Origin of the sequence: Evansella sp. AB-P1 (genome assembly GCF_029688925.1) — a bacterium.
Lineage (GTDB): Bacteria > Bacillota > Bacilli > Bacillales > Salisediminibacteriaceae > Evansella.
This window is the reverse complement of sequence record NZ_JARUKY010000009.1, coordinates 105,505-123,345: the sequence shown is the minus strand read 5'-3', so window position 1 is coordinate 123,345 and position 17,841 is coordinate 105,505. Positions and strand designations below refer to the sequence as shown.

General features: G+C 36.6%; 18 protein-coding genes. 9 read left to right on the top strand and 9 right to left on the bottom strand.

What is annotated here, in order from left to right; genetic code table 11:
- Positions 1–39 precede the first annotated feature (39 nt).
- Complete coding sequence (locus QA612_RS11190; RefSeq protein WP_278283900.1) at positions 40–1,020, bottom strand: tripartite tricarboxylate transporter substrate binding protein; 981 nt, start codon at positions 1,018–1,020, stop codon at positions 40–42.
- Positions 1,021–1,939: 919 nt separating this feature from the next.
- On the opposite strand from QA612_RS11190, the gene QA612_RS11185 reads away from it, so the two are divergent.
- Entirely contained in the window at positions 1,940–3,175 is a 1,236-nt protein-coding gene (locus QA612_RS11185; protein ID WP_278283899.1) for a sensor histidine kinase, read from the top strand.
- A complete protein-coding gene (locus tag QA612_RS11180) occupies positions 3,081–3,713 on the top strand; it encodes a response regulator (RefSeq protein ID WP_278283898.1) in 633 nt (210 codons plus the stop codon). Before QA612_RS11185 ends, QA612_RS11180 begins: the two co-directional genes overlap by 95 nt.
- Before the next feature lie 212 nt (positions 3,714–3,925).
- Here QA612_RS11180 and QA612_RS11175 read toward each other — a convergent pair whose 3' ends face one another.
- Entirely contained in the window at positions 3,926–4,504 is a 579-nt protein-coding gene (locus tag QA612_RS11175; RefSeq protein WP_278283897.1) for a hypothetical protein, read from the bottom strand.
- A gap of 315 nt (positions 4,505–4,819) precedes the next feature.
- Here QA612_RS11175 and QA612_RS11170 point away from each other — a divergent pair, with 315 nt between their 5' ends.
- The 7 genes from QA612_RS11170 (at position 4,820) to QA612_RS11140 (ending at position 11,556) form a co-directional block, all read left to right on the top strand.
- On the top strand, positions 4,820–5,752 hold the full coding sequence (locus QA612_RS11170) for an ABC transporter ATP-binding protein (protein WP_278283896.1): 933 nt from the start codon (positions 4,820–4,822) through the stop codon (positions 5,750–5,752).
- A 16-nt stretch (positions 5,753–5,768) separates the two neighbouring features.
- On the top strand, positions 5,769–7,046 hold the full coding sequence (locus QA612_RS11165; RefSeq protein WP_278283895.1) for an ABC transporter permease: 1,278 nt from the start codon (positions 5,769–5,771) through the stop codon (positions 7,044–7,046).
- Positions 7,043–8,143, top strand: a complete 1,101-nt coding sequence (locus QA612_RS11160; RefSeq protein ID WP_278283894.1) for an ABC transporter permease — start codon at positions 7,043–7,045, stop codon at positions 8,141–8,143. The genes QA612_RS11165 and QA612_RS11160 overlap by 4 nt, the downstream gene beginning before the upstream one ends.
- 285 nt (positions 8,144–8,428) lie before the next feature.
- Positions 8,429–9,403, top strand: a complete 975-nt coding sequence (locus tag QA612_RS11155) for a peptidylprolyl isomerase (protein ID WP_278283893.1) — start codon at positions 8,429–8,431, stop codon at positions 9,401–9,403.
- 186 nt (positions 9,404–9,589) lie between these two features.
- On the top strand, positions 9,590–9,976 hold the full coding sequence (locus QA612_RS11150) for a GntR family transcriptional regulator (RefSeq protein WP_278283892.1): 387 nt from the start codon (positions 9,590–9,592) through the stop codon (positions 9,974–9,976).
- Positions 9,966–10,838, top strand: a complete 873-nt coding sequence (locus QA612_RS11145) for an ATP-binding cassette domain-containing protein (RefSeq protein WP_278283994.1) — start codon at positions 9,966–9,968, stop codon at positions 10,836–10,838. The genes QA612_RS11150 and QA612_RS11145 overlap by 11 nt, the downstream gene beginning before the upstream one ends.
- Before the next feature lies 1 nt (position 10,839).
- On the top strand, positions 10,840–11,556 hold the full coding sequence (locus QA612_RS11140) for a hypothetical protein (protein ID WP_278283891.1): 717 nt from the start codon (positions 10,840–10,842) through the stop codon (positions 11,554–11,556).
- 50 nt (positions 11,557–11,606) lie between these two features.
- Here QA612_RS11140 and QA612_RS11135 read toward each other — a convergent pair whose 3' ends face one another.
- The 7 genes from QA612_RS11135 to QA612_RS11105 form a co-directional block, all read right to left on the bottom strand.
- Positions 11,607–12,332: a hypothetical protein gene (locus QA612_RS11135; RefSeq protein WP_278283890.1), complete on the bottom strand. Its 726-nt coding sequence runs from the start codon at positions 12,330–12,332 to the stop codon at positions 11,607–11,609.
- A gap of 396 nt (positions 12,333–12,728) precedes the next feature.
- Positions 12,729–13,469, bottom strand: coding sequence for a hypothetical protein (locus QA612_RS11130; RefSeq protein ID WP_278283889.1), 741 nt, complete (start codon positions 13,467–13,469; stop codon positions 12,729–12,731).
- Positions 13,456–13,983 carry an RNA polymerase sigma factor gene (locus QA612_RS11125; RefSeq protein ID WP_278283888.1) on the bottom strand — a complete coding sequence of 176 codons (528 nt, stop codon included), beginning with the start codon at positions 13,981–13,983 and terminating at the stop codon, positions 13,456–13,458. Before QA612_RS11125 ends, QA612_RS11130 begins: the two co-directional genes overlap by 14 nt.
- 264 nt (positions 13,984–14,247) lie before the next feature.
- The gene (locus QA612_RS11120) at positions 14,248–15,243 is read right to left on the bottom strand and encodes a lysylphosphatidylglycerol synthase transmembrane domain-containing protein (protein ID WP_278283887.1); all 996 of its coding nucleotides are present in this window, start codon (positions 15,241–15,243) and stop codon (positions 14,248–14,250) included.
- A 10-nt stretch (positions 15,244–15,253) separates the two neighbouring features.
- On the bottom strand, positions 15,254–15,802 hold the full coding sequence (locus QA612_RS11115) for an MDR/zinc-dependent alcohol dehydrogenase-like family protein (RefSeq protein ID WP_347568872.1): 549 nt from the start codon (positions 15,800–15,802) through the stop codon (positions 15,254–15,256).
- 30 nt (positions 15,803–15,832) lie between these two features.
- Positions 15,833–17,587 (bottom strand): ferrous iron transporter B, encoded by a 1,755-nt coding sequence (locus QA612_RS11110; RefSeq protein WP_278283885.1) that lies wholly within the window; start codon positions 17,585–17,587, stop codon positions 15,833–15,835.
- Positions 17,571–17,804, bottom strand: coding sequence for a FeoA family protein (locus tag QA612_RS11105; RefSeq protein WP_278283884.1), 234 nt, complete (start codon positions 17,802–17,804; stop codon positions 17,571–17,573). The genes QA612_RS11110 and QA612_RS11105 overlap by 17 nt, the downstream gene beginning before the upstream one ends.
- Positions 17,805–17,841 lie beyond the last annotated feature (37 nt).

The window sequence follows — 17,841 nt, the reverse complement described above, 5'->3', positions numbered from 1 at the left end:
TAAGGATATCGTGAATTTTTCACGATATCCTTCCTTGCATTAAAACCCTAGTTCTTTACCAAGGTCTTGAATAATGTTAAATTCTCTTTCAATCAAATCGGTGGTAGCTTCACTATCATTTAATACATGTACGTGTCCTAAATTTCCTAATGCTTCAATATATGCTTCATCCTCAGCTAATTCAGCTGTTGCCTCATTTAAAGCTGCAATAACATTTTCTGGTAAATCACTTGGTCCAAACAAAGCATGAGTAATTGAGAACACAATGTCATAGCCTTGCTCTACAGCTGTTGGGAAATCTGGTGCAGCTGGATCTCGTTCCTCATTTAAAACTGCAAGAACCTTGAAATCTCCTGATTCTACATACTCTATGGCATTTCCTACACTAGTAACAATCATATCTATTTGTCCGCCTAGAAGGGCAGCCATTCGATCAGATTCAGCTCCAAAATCTAAAATATCGTACTCAATTCCAGCTTCTTGTGCTAGCATTGCCCCCATAAAGTGTGTCGTTCCACTTAACTGCGCACCAAAACTGTACTCACCAGGATTACTTTTTGCGTCTTCTACAAAATCATCTAGCGAATCCCATGGAGAGTCTGCGCTAACAACATAAGCTTGGTTTACTGCACTGTATGTTCCAATAGCAGTAAGATCTGTTGCGGGGTATTCATAGCGATTTGTTGCATATCCAGTGTGTAAAGCCTGGTGAAAGTATAAAAGTTTATATCCATTTGTATCATCATTTCTAACCGTTTCAAAGGCTAATGTACCACCACCACCACTTTCATTAATGATGATAAAGTCTTCACCAAGGTACTCATTTATATGTTTAGCAATAATCCTTGCAGAAGCATCTGTTGCTCCTCCAGGGCTAGCTGGTACATAGATTTCAATTGCCTGTTTGGGATAATCAGCCCCTTCAGCACCAGTATCCTCCGCACCGTCTCCACAACCAACTAAAATAAACAGTGACCCTACAACTGTAAGTAATAAAAGAAAAAGTCTATTGTTATTCATTTTTTTCCTCCATTTTTAATTGATCTATCAATCTCATTGTTTGATAAAAAAACCTACGCATACGTCATACAAACTAGATTAGCTAAATATTGATATTGGTACTCCTAAACTATCCTGTAGCTTCTGACAGTTCATTCCTCCATTCCCCCTTAAAAATAAAGTTGTTCTGAAGTTTTCTTCCCTCCTTTTTAATCTCATTGATAGAGTTGTTGAGAACCATAGATATGAATACGCTTACATTTATGAGAAGGAAAATGTTATAAATTTAAGTATTTCAATTACAAGTTTAAGTTTTAATGTTTTATGATATGAGACGTATCAAGTATTTCTATCTTCAGTAAGAAGGGGGAGTATCATTAAATTAACTGATATATGATATCTGATATATCACATGTTACATATTTTACCTCTGGTTCCAAACTATTGCAAGTAGTTTTTATAATTTTCTGATATTTATTTTTCTTTCCCAATTAATTATTTTTGGAACTTTACGTACTCTGTCCTAGATCCTTCATACAAAAAATACCTCCTTCTTCTAGTAATTAGAATTGGAGGCATAGGTACGCCCATAAAGTCAAACACATTTTGGGCTAAACATAGAAGTATCATCTATTCTAAAACGTATATATTGAAGGCATCTCTAATAAGGAAATTTAGATTTCGAAAGTACACATTCAATTGTTAGTTTATTAATAAATAGGATTAGAACTTCTTTGTATATATATTCACATTCGATTCTATTTATTACCATTTTATTCTATAATTTGTCATTCTGTCAATTCTAATTTGGAAGTATACCCGATTTTATATTATTTGGTATTGTGATAGTGAATTAGCTATAAAAATTCCCCTTGTACAACGTAAATAAAAGTCTATATACTTACGGTGAATAGAGAAATGTTCGGGAAGTAGGGATGAGATGGGTTCATTTTGGATTTGGTTAATAGTTCTTGTGATTTCGTGGAATCTTGCAATTACGCATTATTCGTTACCTATAAATGAAATGCCTGAGAGAATTTTAGGAACAGCCTTCTTTTTTGCTCTGTTTTTTCTATGTCCTTTATTTAGAAAAAACAAAGGAGTATTAACAGTTCTTTTATCCGTTGTGTCGATTTTAGCAATAGTAGTACTATGGCCAGAAAAAGAAGGTGAGTTGAATTATTATATCCTCTTTGTTTTTTCTATCCTTGCAGGGAAAGCTATATATCGCCTTCGTTCCATTCAAGGCGCTATTGTTGGTGGCATCCTGTTTGTTGGTGCGCTAGTCCCTCATTTTTTTGGATACGCTGTTTTTCCACCATTATTTACAGTCATCTATGCAGTTTTACTTGGAACGGCATTCGTAATATACCGTAATACATTACAGCTGGAGGAAGAGGTTTCTGCAAGAAATGAAGCCTTTCTTAGTGAATATCGACTTATGAAGCGGCGGTTAGCAACTAGTGAACAGCTTGCACGGCAAGAGGAACGAGGACAAATTGCAAGAGACATTCATGATTCGGTTGGACATAAGCTAACAGCGTTATTAATGCAGCTTGAGGTTTTTCGTATGGAAACAGACAATGATAAAAAAGAACGTGTAAACGATTTAAAAATGTTAGCAAAAGAAAGCTTAGAGGAAACGAGAAAAGCGGTAAAAGCACTGAAAGAGGACGATGCTGGTGGCTTATCAGCAATCATTAGTCTCATTCGAAAGCTTGAGGTGGAGAGCTTTATTCGAGTACACTTTACTGTTAAGCATGGAGCATTATCTGCACCACTTGGTAATGACCAGGCTGTCGTTGTTTATCGAAGCGTTCAAGAAGCATTAACGAACATGATGAAGCACGGGAAGAGAAAAGAGGTTGATATTTTATTTGAAGCTCCAGGAGGAACAGCCTTTCGCTTTGAAGTAACGAATGAAACAAATGAAGATCAGTCTACATATAGAGAAGGATTTGGATTATCATCAATGAAAGAACGAGTTGAGCAGGTTGGTGGAGTGTTAGAAGTAAATCAATATGGTGGAAAGTTTATTGTAAGAGGTACCTTACCGTTGGTGATGGAGGGAGGAAGAGGAAATGATTCGAATATTGTTAGCAGAGGATCAGGGGATGGTTCGTCAAGGCTTGAAAATGATGATAGAAACGGATCCAGAGCTGAAGGTTACAGGTGAAGCTAGTAATGGTAAGGATGCTGTTACTTTATGCGAAACCCACCAATTTGATCTTATTATCCTTGATATTCGTATGCCCGTCATGGATGGCTTAGAGGCAAGTAGAATTATTCATTCTCGTTGGCCAGAACGGAAGGTGCTCATTTTAACAACCTTTAATGATGATAAGTATGCGTTAGAGGCACTGAAGAGTGGGGCTAGGGGCTATATGCTAAAGGATGCAGAACCGGAAGAATTGATTCGTTCTATTCGTAGCTGTTTATCTGGTGGAATTATGCTACAGGATCAAGTGGCAGCAAAGGTGATGCCAAAGCTAATTAATAAAGAAGCAAGTGAAGGAGCTGATCCGTCCATTACCCCTCGTGAACTTGATATTATACGAAGAATTGGTGAAGGGAGAAGTAATAAGGAAATTTCAGAGGAGCTAGGCTTATCGGTAGGTACAATTAAAAATCATATAAGCATTATTTTGGATAAATTAGAGCTAAGAGACAGGACGCAAATTGCTATTTATGCTATACGGAGAAATATTGTATGAGGTAAGGGAACAACGTGATGTTCAACTAAACGTTGTTCCCTTTGTCTGTTTTCTTTCTATTTAGTATTCTAACTTTCTAGGTCTTCCTGAAAATACGAAAGAAGCAGCCTATGTACCAGCAAATGGAGAAAAAGAAGGTTTGCGGTAATATAGAAGTTCGTCAATAAGCCTGCAAACAGGAAAAGGAAGGTTTGCGGTGATATAGAAGTTCGTCAATAAGCCTGCAAATCGGAAAAAGAAGGTTTGCGGTAATATAGAAGTTCGTCAATAAGCCTGCAAATCGGAAAAAGAAGGTTTGCAGTAGTATAGAAGGCAGCCAATGAGCCTGCAAATCGGAAAAACAAGTTTGCAGTAGTATAGAAGGCAGCCAATGAGCCTGCAAATCGGAAAAACAAGTTTGCAGTAGTATAGAAGGCAGCCAATAAGCCTGCAAATCGGAAAAGCAAGGTTTGCAGTAGTATAGAAGGACGCCAATAAGCCTGCAAATCGGAAAAATAAGTTTGCAGTAATATAGAAGGACGCCAATAAGCCTGCAAATCGGAAAAGCAAGGTTTGCAGTAGTATAGAAGGACGCCAATAAGCCTGCAAATCGGAAAAATAAGTTTGCGGTAATATAGAAGGTCGTCAATGAGCCTGCAAATCGGAAAAGGAAGGTTTGCAGAAGTATAGAAGGACGCAAATGAGCCTGCAAATCGGAAAAACAAGTTTGCAGTAGTATAGAAGGCAGCTAATGAGCCTGCAAACAGGAAAAGGAAGAAATGACGGAAGGTAGTATACTTTAGAAAGAACATTTTCACCTCCCATGGTGCAAATCTCCACTTGCATCGGCGGTCTACCCTCAAAATAGAACGGATGAACCACCTTATTGAGTATTTTCATCCTCCATGGTGCCAAATTCATTAGTATGAGTAGAGAATCCTATAAAAGTCTTTCAGAAAAATGACTAAAGTCACGAAAGGAAAATTATTATGTGACGGAGGATACTAGGAGCTATGTTTTTTCTCATATAAGATAAATACATAAATGAAAGAGTCCAAATGACATATTACAAAAAGGGCGGAATCATTTTCCGTGGAAAAATAGAAGTGAAAAGGGAGGCATGCTTCATGCTAGAGACGGAAGAATTGCGAAAGATTTTTAAAGGGAAAACAGCTGTGGACGGTGTTAATTTATACATGGATAAAGGGGAATCCATTGGGTTACTTGGACCAAATGGGGCTGGGAAATCAACAACCATTTCCATGATTTCCTCGTTAGTTAAGCCAACCTCTGGAGATGTAAGGCTACATGGGAGAAGTATAATAAAGGATCCAACGAATATGCGCCAAGTATTGGGGGTTGTTCCACAAGAAATTGCATTGTACGAAGAGTTGACTGCTTACGAAAATTTAAAGTTTTTTGGAAGGATATATGGTCTTAGAGGAAAGTTATTGGAATCAAAAGTACAAGAGGTTATAGAACTAGTGGGATTAAAGGATCGACAAAAGGAAGTAGTAACAACCTATTCTGGAGGAATGAAGCGGCGTGTTAATATGGCAGCTGCCATGCTTCATGAACCAGAGATCCTTATTATGGATGAACCAACTGTTGGAATAGATCCTCAATCAAGGAGTCATATTCTTGAAACTGTGAGAGAGTTAAATCAGAAAAAAGGATTAGCCGTATTGTATACAAGCCATTACATGGAGGAAGTGGAAAGATTATGTGATCGGGTTTATATTATGGATCACGGTAGAGTTATTGCTTCCGGAACAAAAGAGGAATTGAAAAGTATTCTGTCTGGAGAGGAAACGATCTTAATCGATTTAGATCGTCAACATCCGAAGCTTTTCAAGGAGCTTGAAGGGAATAAATCAATTCTTCAAGCACTAGAAACGGAGAAAGGTTTAAAGCTTATTGTTCCAAAAGGGAGCAGGTTACTAGGAACAGTATTCCAAATAGCAGAACGTCATCATGCGCAAATATTAAATGTTAATGTACAAATTCCTACGTTAGAAGATGTATTCCTACATTTAACAGGTCGTAAGCTTAGAGATTAAAGGGGGAGGAGAAACGATGATAGATTTTTTAAAGAAGGATATTCTCGTCATAGCTCGTGACAGAACGGAATTAATTGTTCTTCTCTTTATGCCCTTTATTTTAATTGGGATTTTAGGCTTCGCTTTAAGAGGAGTACTAGGTGGAGATACGGGCGAATTAAATATGGATGTGGCCATGGTTATTAACGATAATGAGCAAGTGGGAATAGAGAAATTTAGTGAAGAGCTACATGAATTAGGTTTTCCAGAAGAGGTGCATACTGAACTTCAAGTAGTTGCCTCTGAAATTAGTCCATATCACTTATTAACAAATATGTTAGAAGAAGAAAGCCTTCAGGACATGATACATGTAATGGAGCTTGGTGAAGAAGAAGCAGAAAAGGAATTAATGGATGGGAATATTGTAGCGGTCCTTACGATTCCAGAAAACTTTACGTACGACAGCTTGCATAAAATGCTATTGAACCAAGGAGATGGGAGTAACCTACAAATAACAGTAAATGATTATGGTTCTTTATATGCAAGTATGTTTCAAGACATTATTGATGGCTTTGCACACAACCTTAATTTTGAAACAGCTATTTCCTTAACACTTGGGGAGAATACAGCTAGAGAATCTACCATAGATAGGAACTTAGGAGGAACGGAAACTATTTCTGCTGGAGAACCTATTAACTCCTTTCAATATTACACGATAGGAATGGCTGTTATGTTCGTTCTTTTCGTAGGTGCTACTATATCCAGTAAAGCCTATGTTGAGAAAAGGAATCACACATTTAATCGGATCTTGCTTTCCGGTAAGCCTTCTTACATGTATTTAGGTGGGAAAACCATTTCTGCTGCCATGATTACCCTAATACAGTTAGTTATATTATTTAGCTTATCTACCCTTATTTTTGGCGCATTTAGGGGAAAAACAATAGAGTTTTGGTTAGGCATGGGATTTATATCTATCGTTGTAGCTTTATGCGTCGGTGGAGTGGCTACACTTTTAACATCTATTGCCATTCGTTTAAATAGCGATTCCGTTTCTCATATCTTCTCTGGAGGATTAGTAAGCCTCTTTGCCTTTGTTGGAGGAAGTTTTTTTCCAACATCAGATATGCCAGCGATGGTAGCTACAATTGGAAACTGGACACCAAATGGTGCAGCGTTAACAGCTTACTTACAATGGATGCAAGGGTTAGAAATGAGTACATTAATTTCACCCCTAAGCAGAATAGTAGGTACATTTATTCTTCTATTAATTGTTAGTGTGTTTATTTTTCCAAAGAGGAGGTCGGCCTCATCATGAAATCAGTTTTTCTATTACAGTGGCAGAGATTTCGAAGGGCACCTATCTTAGTATTAGCTATGTTTCTATTAACGGTTGTATTTGTATTTTTTATTGCTGGAATTCATTCTACCAATCAACTGACCGTCTACACGTATTCCCATGAATCTCTTGGGGAAGAGGAAAGAGATGCATGGTTAGATATGTTAAATGAATCAGATGTTTTCCACTTTGAATGGATGGAGGAGTCTGAGGCAAGAAATGCTGTAGCGACTGGGGAGGTTAGTCTTGCACTCCAATTAATGGAGGAGGATTACCGGATACTATTGGCTGCAGAGGAACAAACACGCTATATCGTGGATAATTATGTAAATCAAGTCTTTATGGAGGAATTACGACTGAGAGAGATTGAAAATAGTGGAGTAGGAATAGACTTTCGTTCTGACGTTACTCAAGCAATGGAAGAACCTGTTCTTACAGTAACTAGCTCATCCATAGAAGGGGTAGATGGTTCCTTTATTCATGATGAACGACTTCAAGTTTTATTTGGAATGACATTATTTTTCGTCATCTATACCATTCTTTTTAGCTTAATGAATGTAGCAGAGGAAAAAAAGTGGGGGACGTGGAATCGACTCATTGTTTCCCCGTTACGTAAATGGGAGGTTTACTTAGGACATTTGCTGTACTGCTTTATGATTGGGTATGCACAAATTATTGTTGTGTTCCTATTATTTCAGCAAGTGTTAGGCTTTGACTTAGGAAACCGCTATGGGACTATGCTAGTAATTATCGGCTGCTATACGTTTGCTATTGTCTCTCTTGGTATGCTTTTAATCGGTTTAGTAAGAACATCACAGCAGCTTCAAGCCATTATACCAATTGTTGCAACTGCAATTGCCATGCTAGGGGGTGCTTTTTGGCCAATTGAAATAGTGACAAATGATATTATGCTTCTGCTTTCCAAAGGAATGCCTATCTTTTATGCAATGGACACTTTAAAGGGAGCAGCCATATATGACTATAGTGTTCTAGACATGGTAACACCATTAAGTTTTATGGTTTTATTCGGGGTCGTCTGTATGGGAGTAGGTATCAATCTTATGGAACGTCGATAAATTAGTAAGAAATAATGGTGTCGGGATCTTTGTTCTCAACGGAAACCTATTGTGGCTAGTGTATAGCACGATAGGTTTTTTTCTGTGAAAGATAAGATAAAATTTTCACTTTGAAAGATGTCTAGCTCTATGCACTTTTCTTAAATGAATGGTTTTGATTCGACAAGTAAAGTAGGAGTTTTTAGCCAAACTTTTATTTTTAGAAGGTTGTTAAGTTTTTTAACCTAGATTAATGTTAAAATAAGTTTAATAGAATTTTAATAATTTGAATGAGGTGTAACGAGAGTGAAATTAACCTTAAAGAACGTAAGAAATACATTTGTTTTAGGTCTTCTAGTATTAATGCTAGTTAGCGCTTGTAGTAATAATAATAGTGTTGATGAGACGAGCTTTGGCTTTCCAGAGCTAGATCGTTCTAACCTTGGAGAAAATATCGTTGCAGAATATGATGGTGGAGTTATTACAGGGGAAGAATTTGCAACATTTTTATCTGTACAAGCCTTTCTTAATCCTGAAGTTCCAATAAATGAAGAAGGCTATCGTGTAGATATAATTCAAGAGTTCATTATGGAGAAAATAATAAGTGAATTAGTAGAAGAAGACGATTGGATTCACGAACAAATGGACTTATTGTGGGATCAATTTGAAGTATATTATGGAGAAGAAGTGATTGAGGATGCGTATAATACGTTGGATTTGTCAGAAGAGGAAATTCGCGAAACGTTAACTGCAATGTTCAAAATAGAATCCTACTTCCGTGATCAAATAGAGGAAGAGGAGTTAACTGATTTTTATGATGAAGTAACAGAGGAATTAACGACAGCAACATTTTCCCATATTTTAATTTCTACAGAAGAAATGAATGAGGCTGGGGAAATGGTGGAAACTCGTACGGAAGAAGAGGCATTGGAAGAAGCAAGGGCTCTTTATGAACAGATTGAAGCTGGTGCTGATATAAACGAATTAGCAGTGGAGTATTCCGATGACCAAGCTAGTGTCGAAAGTGAAGGAAGGTATGAAGACACCTTTATTATTCAACTCGTTCAAGAATTTAAAGAAGCCATTTTACAACAAGAAATAGACGAAATTGGCGAACCAGTAAAAACAGAGTATGGGTACCATATTATTAAAGTAGAGGATATCCAAGTCATCCCTTTTGAAGAGGTAAGAAATGATCTCCTTTCAGAACTTGTTTATGAAAGATATGTCAATTATTATTTTGATACATTACCAGAATTAATTATAGAGATTAACCTTTAAAAAAACCTAACTTTAAAACGAATAGAAGCAAGCTATGAGGAAGAAATACTTTTTCGTAGCTTGCTTTTTTGTATTGTTTATTTTCTTGACAATTACATGCGTTATGCTATTATGGTTATATACTCAACTATATAACCATAAAACGATATAACTAACATGAACTTAAATAAAAGGTGGTGAAGGAAGTTGAAACAAACATTTGATAGTAATAAGCCTATCTTTCAACAGGTTCGAGAACGGATTGAAGATCAAATTGTAAACGACCAGTTGAAGGAAGGAGACCAAGCACCATCCACGAATCAGCTTGTTAATTACTTTAAAATCAATCATGCAACGGTAACAAAAGGAATAAATCAGCTTGTTGAAGAGGAAATTCTTTTTAAAAAGAGGGGTGTAGGGATGTTTGTAGCAGGGGGGGCGAAAAATAAGCTCATTCAAAAAAGAAAAAATGCCTTTGAGGATGAATATATTGTTGGAATGGTAAGGGAAGCGGAAAAGCTAGGAATCTCTGAGCAAGAGATTATGGAAATAATTAAAAAGGTGAAAGGAAGTGATCATGATGATGCCCTATAAAGTGGAATTTAATAATGTTTCACTAAAGTATAAAGAATTTGAAGCATTAAAGAATATATCTCTATCTTTAGATGGAGGTAAAATTTACGGGCTTCTTGGGAGAAACGGTGCAGGGAAAACTACTTTGTTGTCTTTGATGGCAGCTTTCCGTGAAGTGTCGGAAGGGTCCATTAGAATAGACGGAGAAGATCCTTTTGAGAATGAAAGATTAATGAAAAGTGTTGCTTTACTAACAGATTCCGATTATGAGGATGAGACAGAGAAAGTAAAACCAATATTAGAGATGGCAGAAAGGTACCGTCCTCATTTTGATATGGAGTATGCCCTCCATCTTGTGAATCGGTTTAAGCTGCCTTTAGATAAAGAAGTAAATGAATTGTCTCGTGGAATGAAATCTGCACTTAGTGTCACCATTGGTTTGGCTAGTCGTACACCAGTGACAATCTTTGATGAGACATACCTTGGAATGGATGCCCCAACTAGAGAAATTTTTTATAAAGAATTAATGGAAGATCAAGAAGAGAATCCGAGGACGATTATATTATCTACACATCTTGTATCAGAAATGGATTATTTATTTCAAGAGGTAATGATCATTAATAAAGGTGAGCTTGTTGTTCATGAAGACTATGAAAGCCTTGTTACGAAAGGGGCTTCTGTTACTGGAGATGCTGAGTTAGTAGATGCATTTACTGCAGGTATGACGAAATTAAATGAACAAAAGCTGGGTAATACGAAAGCGGTAATGGTCTATGAACAATTGGATGAAAGAGAAATGAATGATGCCATGCAAAAAGGGTTAGAAATTGGCCCCGTTTCCCTTCAAGATTTATTCATCCATTTAACTGGGGAGGAAGAATAACATGAAACAACAATCTGATCATTTAAAGGTTGCTACTGATATGTTTTTTTGGCAATTGAAAATTACAAGTTGGTATTTACCTATTGTCTATATTGTACATGTAATTTTAGTCATCATATCGACAAGAAATGATACGGAGTGGATGGACTTTTTTATCCTGTCTCACGGAGCATCTCACATTTACATGCTAATATTAGGAATTATTTTAGGGTATTCTATACTCCCTTACTATGTAAAAAATGGCGTAACAAGGAAAAACTTTTTCATTGGTTCGGCTATGGCTACTATTTTTCTATCTTTAGTCATCGCTGTCATTAGTGGGATCGTTAATATTATGGATTACGGTTTATGGGATGTAATCAATGTTTCTTATATGTTAGACGGTACTTTTCATGATGTGAGTAGCAACTGGTTATATTCTGTCATTATATTTACAACCAATATACTAACCTTTTATTTAATCGGATGGTTTATTGGTTCAGGATACTATCGATATGGCTGGATTAAAGGTTTTGGTATTATTGCTGTAGCATTACTTTTCCAGTTAATTGCAAACATATTGTGGGCAAAGGATGTGGGAGTAGGAATTTTAAATTGGATTCCTATTGATTCATTATCTTTACCATTAGTAGGCTCTCTACTAGGAGAATTAGTATTAATTATAATAATTTTTTATGTTATTCGCGTAATGACAAAACGAATAGCTGTAAGAATTTAAAGACAATAGAGAAAGGGGACATAATTATGTAATCGTTATGTCTCCTTTTTTTACCATTGAAAGAAAAACTTCAAGGACATGGTCACGGCAGTGTAGGAAATGACACCGATAGAGAAGGTAGGGAAATGCGCTTCATCATCAGGTGGTAATTCATACTTTAATACGTTCAGGATCATGGCCCCGGAGATAAAAGCGAAAATGAATGATTCCGTTAATGGAGAGAGATCTACCAGCATGCCCATGATCCAGCCAACAATGATTCCAAGGGCGAGAACATAGCGTCCAATTTGATTATAAATATCTGCATATTCTCGCCATAGGTCGTGGGCAACTGCTACGAAATGAAGACCAACAGCAAGACCGTAAAAAACTGCCTGTATACCTAAAACGTTGTGAGAAATAACTGTATAAGCAATTAACATGTTATACATTCCGAAGAATAATATTTGTAGCCAAAAAAGCATTCTTGCCTTTCTATTTTTATGATTTAACTGCGCTTTTCTTACTACCTTTTGTATTCCGTAAAACAGCAATACTCCTAATAACCCAACGAAGTACAGTTCTGACTCCATCGTAAAAAAATCACCGTATTTTTTCACTAATAGTTGTTCTTTATGTAAGGATGGTAGGACGTACACAAAAACATAGGACACTGCCAACCCACCAGAGAAGGAAAACCATTTTAGCCGTTGAATACGTCCTGATGGAATAAGTGAATTAGCAAATAAATGAATGAAAATAAAAGCAATACCCATAATAAATGCATCGATGGACATAGAAAAACTCCTTAATAAAAAAGTCATTATTAAGGTGTCCAAAAAGTGGTATAAAATTATGGGGGTGTTAACATTAAAGGAATACACAGCTTAAAAAGAAGGTGTTAAGAAATTATAAGTATTTTTATAATTAGAATTAAAAAAGAAGAATAAATGTCATAAAGTAAAAAATCATTTGAATCCGTGCCGGCAAGAGGCAGGATGGTTCAATTACGCCTTTTTACAGGACGTGTGCGGTCTTAGGCATAATTGAACCGTCTGAAGCTTCACAGGCTGCGTGAGTCTTACGAATATAAGAAAATAGTTGTAGAACTGCTCATTCATGAATCAAAATGAATATCTTCCAGTTGATATATAAGCTCAGTTGAATAGCAAAGGGAGTTTCATTTGATTCAACTATTGGATTCCTTCTGTATGTTCGAGAATCTGATAAAAAACATCTAAATAACCATCTTGTTCCATGAGGTCCATATCAGAATACTTACCGAATGCTTGAAAACCTATGACTATCGGTATATCATTTGAAAGTTTAAAAGCCCTTACCATGATTGCATCTGACCCCATCGGTTCAAGAATCATTTGATTATCATTTATGTCTTCAATCACTTCATATTCTCTTGTGGATCCATCCATTTCCCCGAAGTTTTCTAATATTCTTTCCATCCATTGCTCATAGCTTATTCCTTCCTCATAATGTTCATGGTTTGGAACGGCGGCAATTTGGATAGAAACACCACTACGATCTTCTTCGTCCAAAGGTGTGTCAAAAGTATAGATATAAATGCTCGTTGCATCCGTGTCAATTTCCCAATTTTTTGGAGCAACAGTTTGAAACATTTCATTTTCACTTTTTATTATTTCCATGTTTTCAGGGATAGAAGAATCTCCTCCACCTCTATCATCATCTAAGATAACGCCAGTTACTAAAAAGTACCCTCCAAATATAAGAAGAAGTGCAGTTATAACCGTTGAGAATACAGGGTTAAAGAAACGAGAAAAGGAATGCTTTTTGTTAGGTTTGTTCATACTCATCATGAGATTTGAAAATACCTCCTGTTTTTCGGACTGATTAAAATCAATCGATTGAAAGCTTTTAAATGTTTCGTCGAATTCATTATGGTCATTATATGGTTTCATGCGTATATCCCTCCTTGACCATTTGCTTCTTTAAGGCGGCTAAGCCACGAAACAACGTTGTTTTTACTTTGCTTTCCTTCCAATCGAGTACTTCTGCGGTTTCTTGAATGGATAGCTCTTTAATTTTTCGTAAAATAATCACTTCTTGATAGGAACGTTTCAGTTTCCTGAGTGAACGGTATAGTTGTTCTTCGCTTTCCCCTAGCTCAGTGACTTTTTCAGGACAATGTTCGTTGGAAGGTATAGCAGCAACGGACTCTAGCATGAACCGTATTGGTTTCTTTTTTCGGATGTAATCTACCGTTACATTCCTAGCAATCTTATATAGCCAATTTTTATCTGATGTAATTCCTTGAAACTGGTCAAAGTACAGGTATGCCTTTAGAAATGTGTCATGGGTTAAATCTTTTGCCTGATCATGGTCACCGATCATGAGCAAAATGAATCGATAAATTTCATCACTATGTTTTTCATACCACTCTTGAACCTTCTGTTTCGGAAGCTCCTCAGACATGGCTTCACCTCTTTTCAAAATAGTATTATTTAATAAAATTATTTAAAATTGCTTTCCCTAAAGACGGGCGAAGGGGTAAAAAGTTTCACTAAAATTTACACTTTTTCATTATAGTAAAGTGAAGTGACAGTGAGAAAAAATAAGGGGGAAATAGGTGGAGGAAGAATCGAAATGATGTTTTGATACGGGTGGGTGTAATAAGTAGTGGTATAGGTTTTCTTATACTATTTATATCGGCGAACTTATAAGTTAATTGATAAGCAATTATACAGTTTCCTTTGAAGGCACGAGAACATGCTTCCGTTTGTCTTTAGGAAATAGTGCTATTCCACAATACAAGGAGCTCACAATAAATACAAACCAAAAAGTAACAAAGCGTAATAAAATAGCAAATAACAATGCTTCAGTCAATCCAATCTCTGCCAATCCTAATAAAAAAATGGTGCTCCCCTCAAACGTTCCTAAGCCTCCTGGGGTCAACGGTAGCATGGCAATCATATATGCTAAAAGGGTGATGGAAAAAATGGTCAAAAAGGGAACGTCTAATTGGAGGCTGGAGCTAATAAGATAAGCTTTAACTGGAAATAAGGTCCAAATTAAAAAAGATAGGATTAGTTGTAAACCTACTATGCCCTTATTTTTTCCTAAACGTTCAACCCCTTCTTCAAAGCTATTAATAAAGCTTAATAGAGATGTTCCCCATTTCCTTGTAGGAGTTTTTTTCAGCAGAACCTTTTTAAATGTACTAACCTTTAAAGTAATGGCTAATAGCAAAGTTATAGATGAAAATACAAATAAAAAGCTTCCTACAATGATAGAGATAGGAAGGTTATTAAAGTGAAGGAACATATAAATAATGGAAAAGCATGCCATAGGAATAAAAGTAGTCATACTACAAAGCTTTTGAATCGAAATCAAGGAAACAGCATTACCGTATGTGGATTGGAATGTTTTCTTAAATAACATGGCTTTCACTGCTTCACCACCTGTCTTAGCAGCAGGTGTCACACTCTCCACCAATGTTCCAATCATTTGTATCTTCAGCATGGAATGATACGTTACTGAAGGGAAGAAAGGTTTTGCAATGGAGAGCCACTGGTAATTCAGTAAACCTATCGTTACGACTTGCAAGAAGCAGAGAAAGAATAAGGTTGTCCATTTCAATTCCACCAAACTAGAGAGGAGGAGTGTGAAATCTCCTTTCCAAAGTAAGAGGGAGAGTAATGTTATTCCGATGAGAAAAAGGATTGTTCTTTTCATTTTTTTCTCCTTATGTATATTTAGTAAATAATAGTGTTTCCTTCATCGTTGAGCATGATTGCTTTGTTGATTTACCATTCAAACATGATGGAGCTATACAATCTCCATACAAGCAAGCCATCCGTTTCTTGGGACAGCGGACTAATACTCTACCATTTCTAGAGATACTTTGTAATAAGTGACAAAGTATTTTTTCCTGTGGGTATGCTTGTAAGGCAATGTGAGCAACAGTAAAGCCACTAGCGTCAACATATTGTCCATCCCCGAAGCGAACGTTTACTTTTCCTTCTAGCTTTAGGAGTCTAATAAATTTACTTGCTAGCTTTACAGCATAGGGGTCGGAATCGATGACGTGGACAGTAGCACCTGTTTGAGTAGCTATTTCTACGGCTGTCCAAGGAAGGGCACCGCCCCCAATACAAAGAACCTGATCCTCTTCATTAATTTTCCCTAGTAACACCTCTCTTTTTACAATTGGTGCATAATATTTTTTCAAAAGTAACGAAAGAGGGAAGAGATGACATAAATTTTTTTCAAAAAAAGTTGTACAAGCTGGCATTACTTTCACAATAAATAACACACTCCAACATTATAAGTTTAATAAGAATGTAACGGTTTGGTTAATGATTCCTCCAATGAGAAAAGCAAAAACAATCGTTGATAATGTAATAAGTAGGGCAACTTTCAGTCGAAACTCCTTCATTAAAACAGCGAATACAGACATACAAGGCAAATAAAGGAGCGCAACAACAGAACCAACAAACATTTGCAGTAAGGATAGATCGAGCTGGAGTAATGGAAGTACTCCTAACTCCCGTCGAATAATCCCTAACACTAAGGCGATGCTGGCTTCTTCTGGTAACCCGAGCCAGTCTACTACAATTGGTTTTACATATTCTCCTGTAGAACTTAATAAGCCTGTTTCAATTGCTACTGCTGCAATAAGGATACCTATGATCATGGGAATTTCAGCTTCGATCATAAAATGCTTTGTTCGATAGCCGAATTTTTTTAGTAATGTTCTACCATTAGGTACTAGTAAATTTGGTACTTCAATTAAAATAGGATCTACTTTCCCTTTAATGATTTTATTTAAGATTAGCCCACCAATAAAAATAACGACAAAGGATACGAGGAATACAAGGATTAATAGAATCATAGAATGATCCCCTAATAACGCAATAAAAGCCCCTGTTTGTGCAGTACATGGAATAGCTAAGGTGACAAGGGTGGCAACAACTAACCGTTCTTTCTTTGTTGTAGCAGCTCTCGTTCCAATAATGGCAGGGACCGCACATCCGTAGCCCATAATAAATGGAATAATGGTGTTCCCTTGCACACCAATTTTCCTTAATAACCCATCCATCAATACTCCTAATCTAGGTAAGTAACCGCTGTCCTCTAAAATAGATAAAACGATATAAAACAAAAAGACGTAAGGGAGAATCAACGCAATTGGCCATTCAAACGCTTTAATAAGCACACCGAATTCTCCTACTAGGAGTCCATATATCACTCCTTCTGTAACAAAATGACTAACTACCCACGTCATAAAAGGAGTATAAACATCGTTCAAAAATGGGAGAAAGATGATTGCACGTAATCCTTTTCCCCCTCCCACAACGACAGCAAGTGAAAGGATGAGCATAACTAATGCAATTGGTATACCTGGAAAGGGAACCATTGCCCAATCTCCCAATTTATCAAAAAAAGTTGGCGATCGATCTTCCACCGTTTCCACAGCCGTCACAATGTCACGAGCTTTTTTTACATGGTCTATACTCTCTTCTTCTAGTGTTTTTTTCTCTGAGGTCATCCTTGCTATTTTATTGCAAGTGGACACTAGCTTATTTAAGCCCACATTACGAATGGCAATGGTGGGAATGACAGGAGCCTCTAACAACGCCTCAAGTTTATGTATATCAATAGTAATCCCTTTTCGTTCAGCGATATCAATGAGATTTAAGGCGAAAACAACGGGGGTTTTTAACTTTACTAAGTCCAGTGCTAGGAGGAGGTTCCGTTCTAGGTTTGTAGCATCAAGGACACAGATAATAGCATCTACATCTTCCTTTAACAGTGTAATAGCTACTTCTTCAGCTTGAGAAGATGCTTGAAGAGAATAGGTACCAGGAACATCGATTAACATTCCCTTTCCTTTTGATCCAATCATTTCTCCACTTGCAAAGGATACCGTTGTTCCCGCGTAATTAGCGGTAAGTACTTGTTTTCCAGTTAATCTTGAAAAAATAACACTTTTCCCAACATTGGGATTCCCCATTAATAAAAATTTCTGTTGGCCATCTTGGAATGAGGGCTTTATTTCTTCATGATGGCAATCCAATTTCCTTCACCTCATCAACGATAATATGATCGGCAATCTCTTTACCTAAGGCAACTTGTCGTTTCCCTACATGGATAAGGATAGGACCACCAAGTGGCATCTTAGATACGATTGTTGTTACTAACCCAACGGTTACACCTAAAGATGTTAATAATTGATTATTTGGGACTTCTTTAATAATGAAACGATTTTTTCCTTTATATTTATATAAGCTCATAGATTTCTTCCTCTCTCCTTATTGAGAATGATAATGA

Coding starts and splice junctions, on each gene's coding strand:
- QA612_RS11190 (WP_278283900.1), bottom strand. CDS start 1,020: ATGAATAACAATAGACTTTTTCTTTTATTACTTACAGTTGTAGGGTCA.
- QA612_RS11185 (WP_278283899.1), top strand. CDS start 1,940: ATGGGTTCATTTTGGATTTGGTTAATAGTTCTTGTGATTTCGTGGAAT.
- QA612_RS11180 (WP_278283898.1), top strand. CDS start 3,081: ATGATTCGAATATTGTTAGCAGAGGATCAGGGGATGGTTCGTCAAGGC.
- QA612_RS11175 (WP_278283897.1), bottom strand. CDS start 4,504: ATGTTCTTTCTAAAGTATACTACCTTCCGTCATTTCTTCCTTTTCCTG.
- QA612_RS11170 (WP_278283896.1), top strand. CDS start 4,820: ATGCTAGAGACGGAAGAATTGCGAAAGATTTTTAAAGGGAAAACAGCT.
- QA612_RS11165 (WP_278283895.1), top strand. CDS start 5,769: ATGATAGATTTTTTAAAGAAGGATATTCTCGTCATAGCTCGTGACAGA.
- QA612_RS11160 (WP_278283894.1), top strand. CDS start 7,043: ATGAAATCAGTTTTTCTATTACAGTGGCAGAGATTTCGAAGGGCACCT.
- QA612_RS11145 (WP_278283994.1), top strand. CDS start 9,966: ATGCCCTATAAAGTGGAATTTAATAATGTTTCACTAAAGTATAAAGAA.
- QA612_RS11140 (WP_278283891.1), top strand. CDS start 10,840: ATGAAACAACAATCTGATCATTTAAAGGTTGCTACTGATATGTTTTTT.
- QA612_RS11135 (WP_278283890.1), bottom strand. CDS start 12,332: ATGTCCATCGATGCATTTATTATGGGTATTGCTTTTATTTTCATTCAT.
- QA612_RS11130 (WP_278283889.1), bottom strand. CDS start 13,469: ATGAAACCATATAATGACCATAATGAATTCGACGAAACATTTAAAAGC.
- QA612_RS11125 (WP_278283888.1), bottom strand. CDS start 13,983: ATGTCTGAGGAGCTTCCGAAACAGAAGGTTCAAGAGTGGTATGAAAAA.
- QA612_RS11120 (WP_278283887.1), bottom strand. CDS start 15,243: ATGAAAAGAACAATCCTTTTTCTCATCGGAATAACATTACTCTCCCTC.
- QA612_RS11115 (WP_347568872.1), bottom strand. CDS start 15,802: ATGCCAGCTTGTACAACTTTTTTTGAAAAAAATTTATGTCATCTCTTC.
- QA612_RS11105 (WP_278283884.1), bottom strand. CDS start 17,804: ATGAGCTTATATAAATATAAAGGAAAAAATCGTTTCATTATTAAAGAA.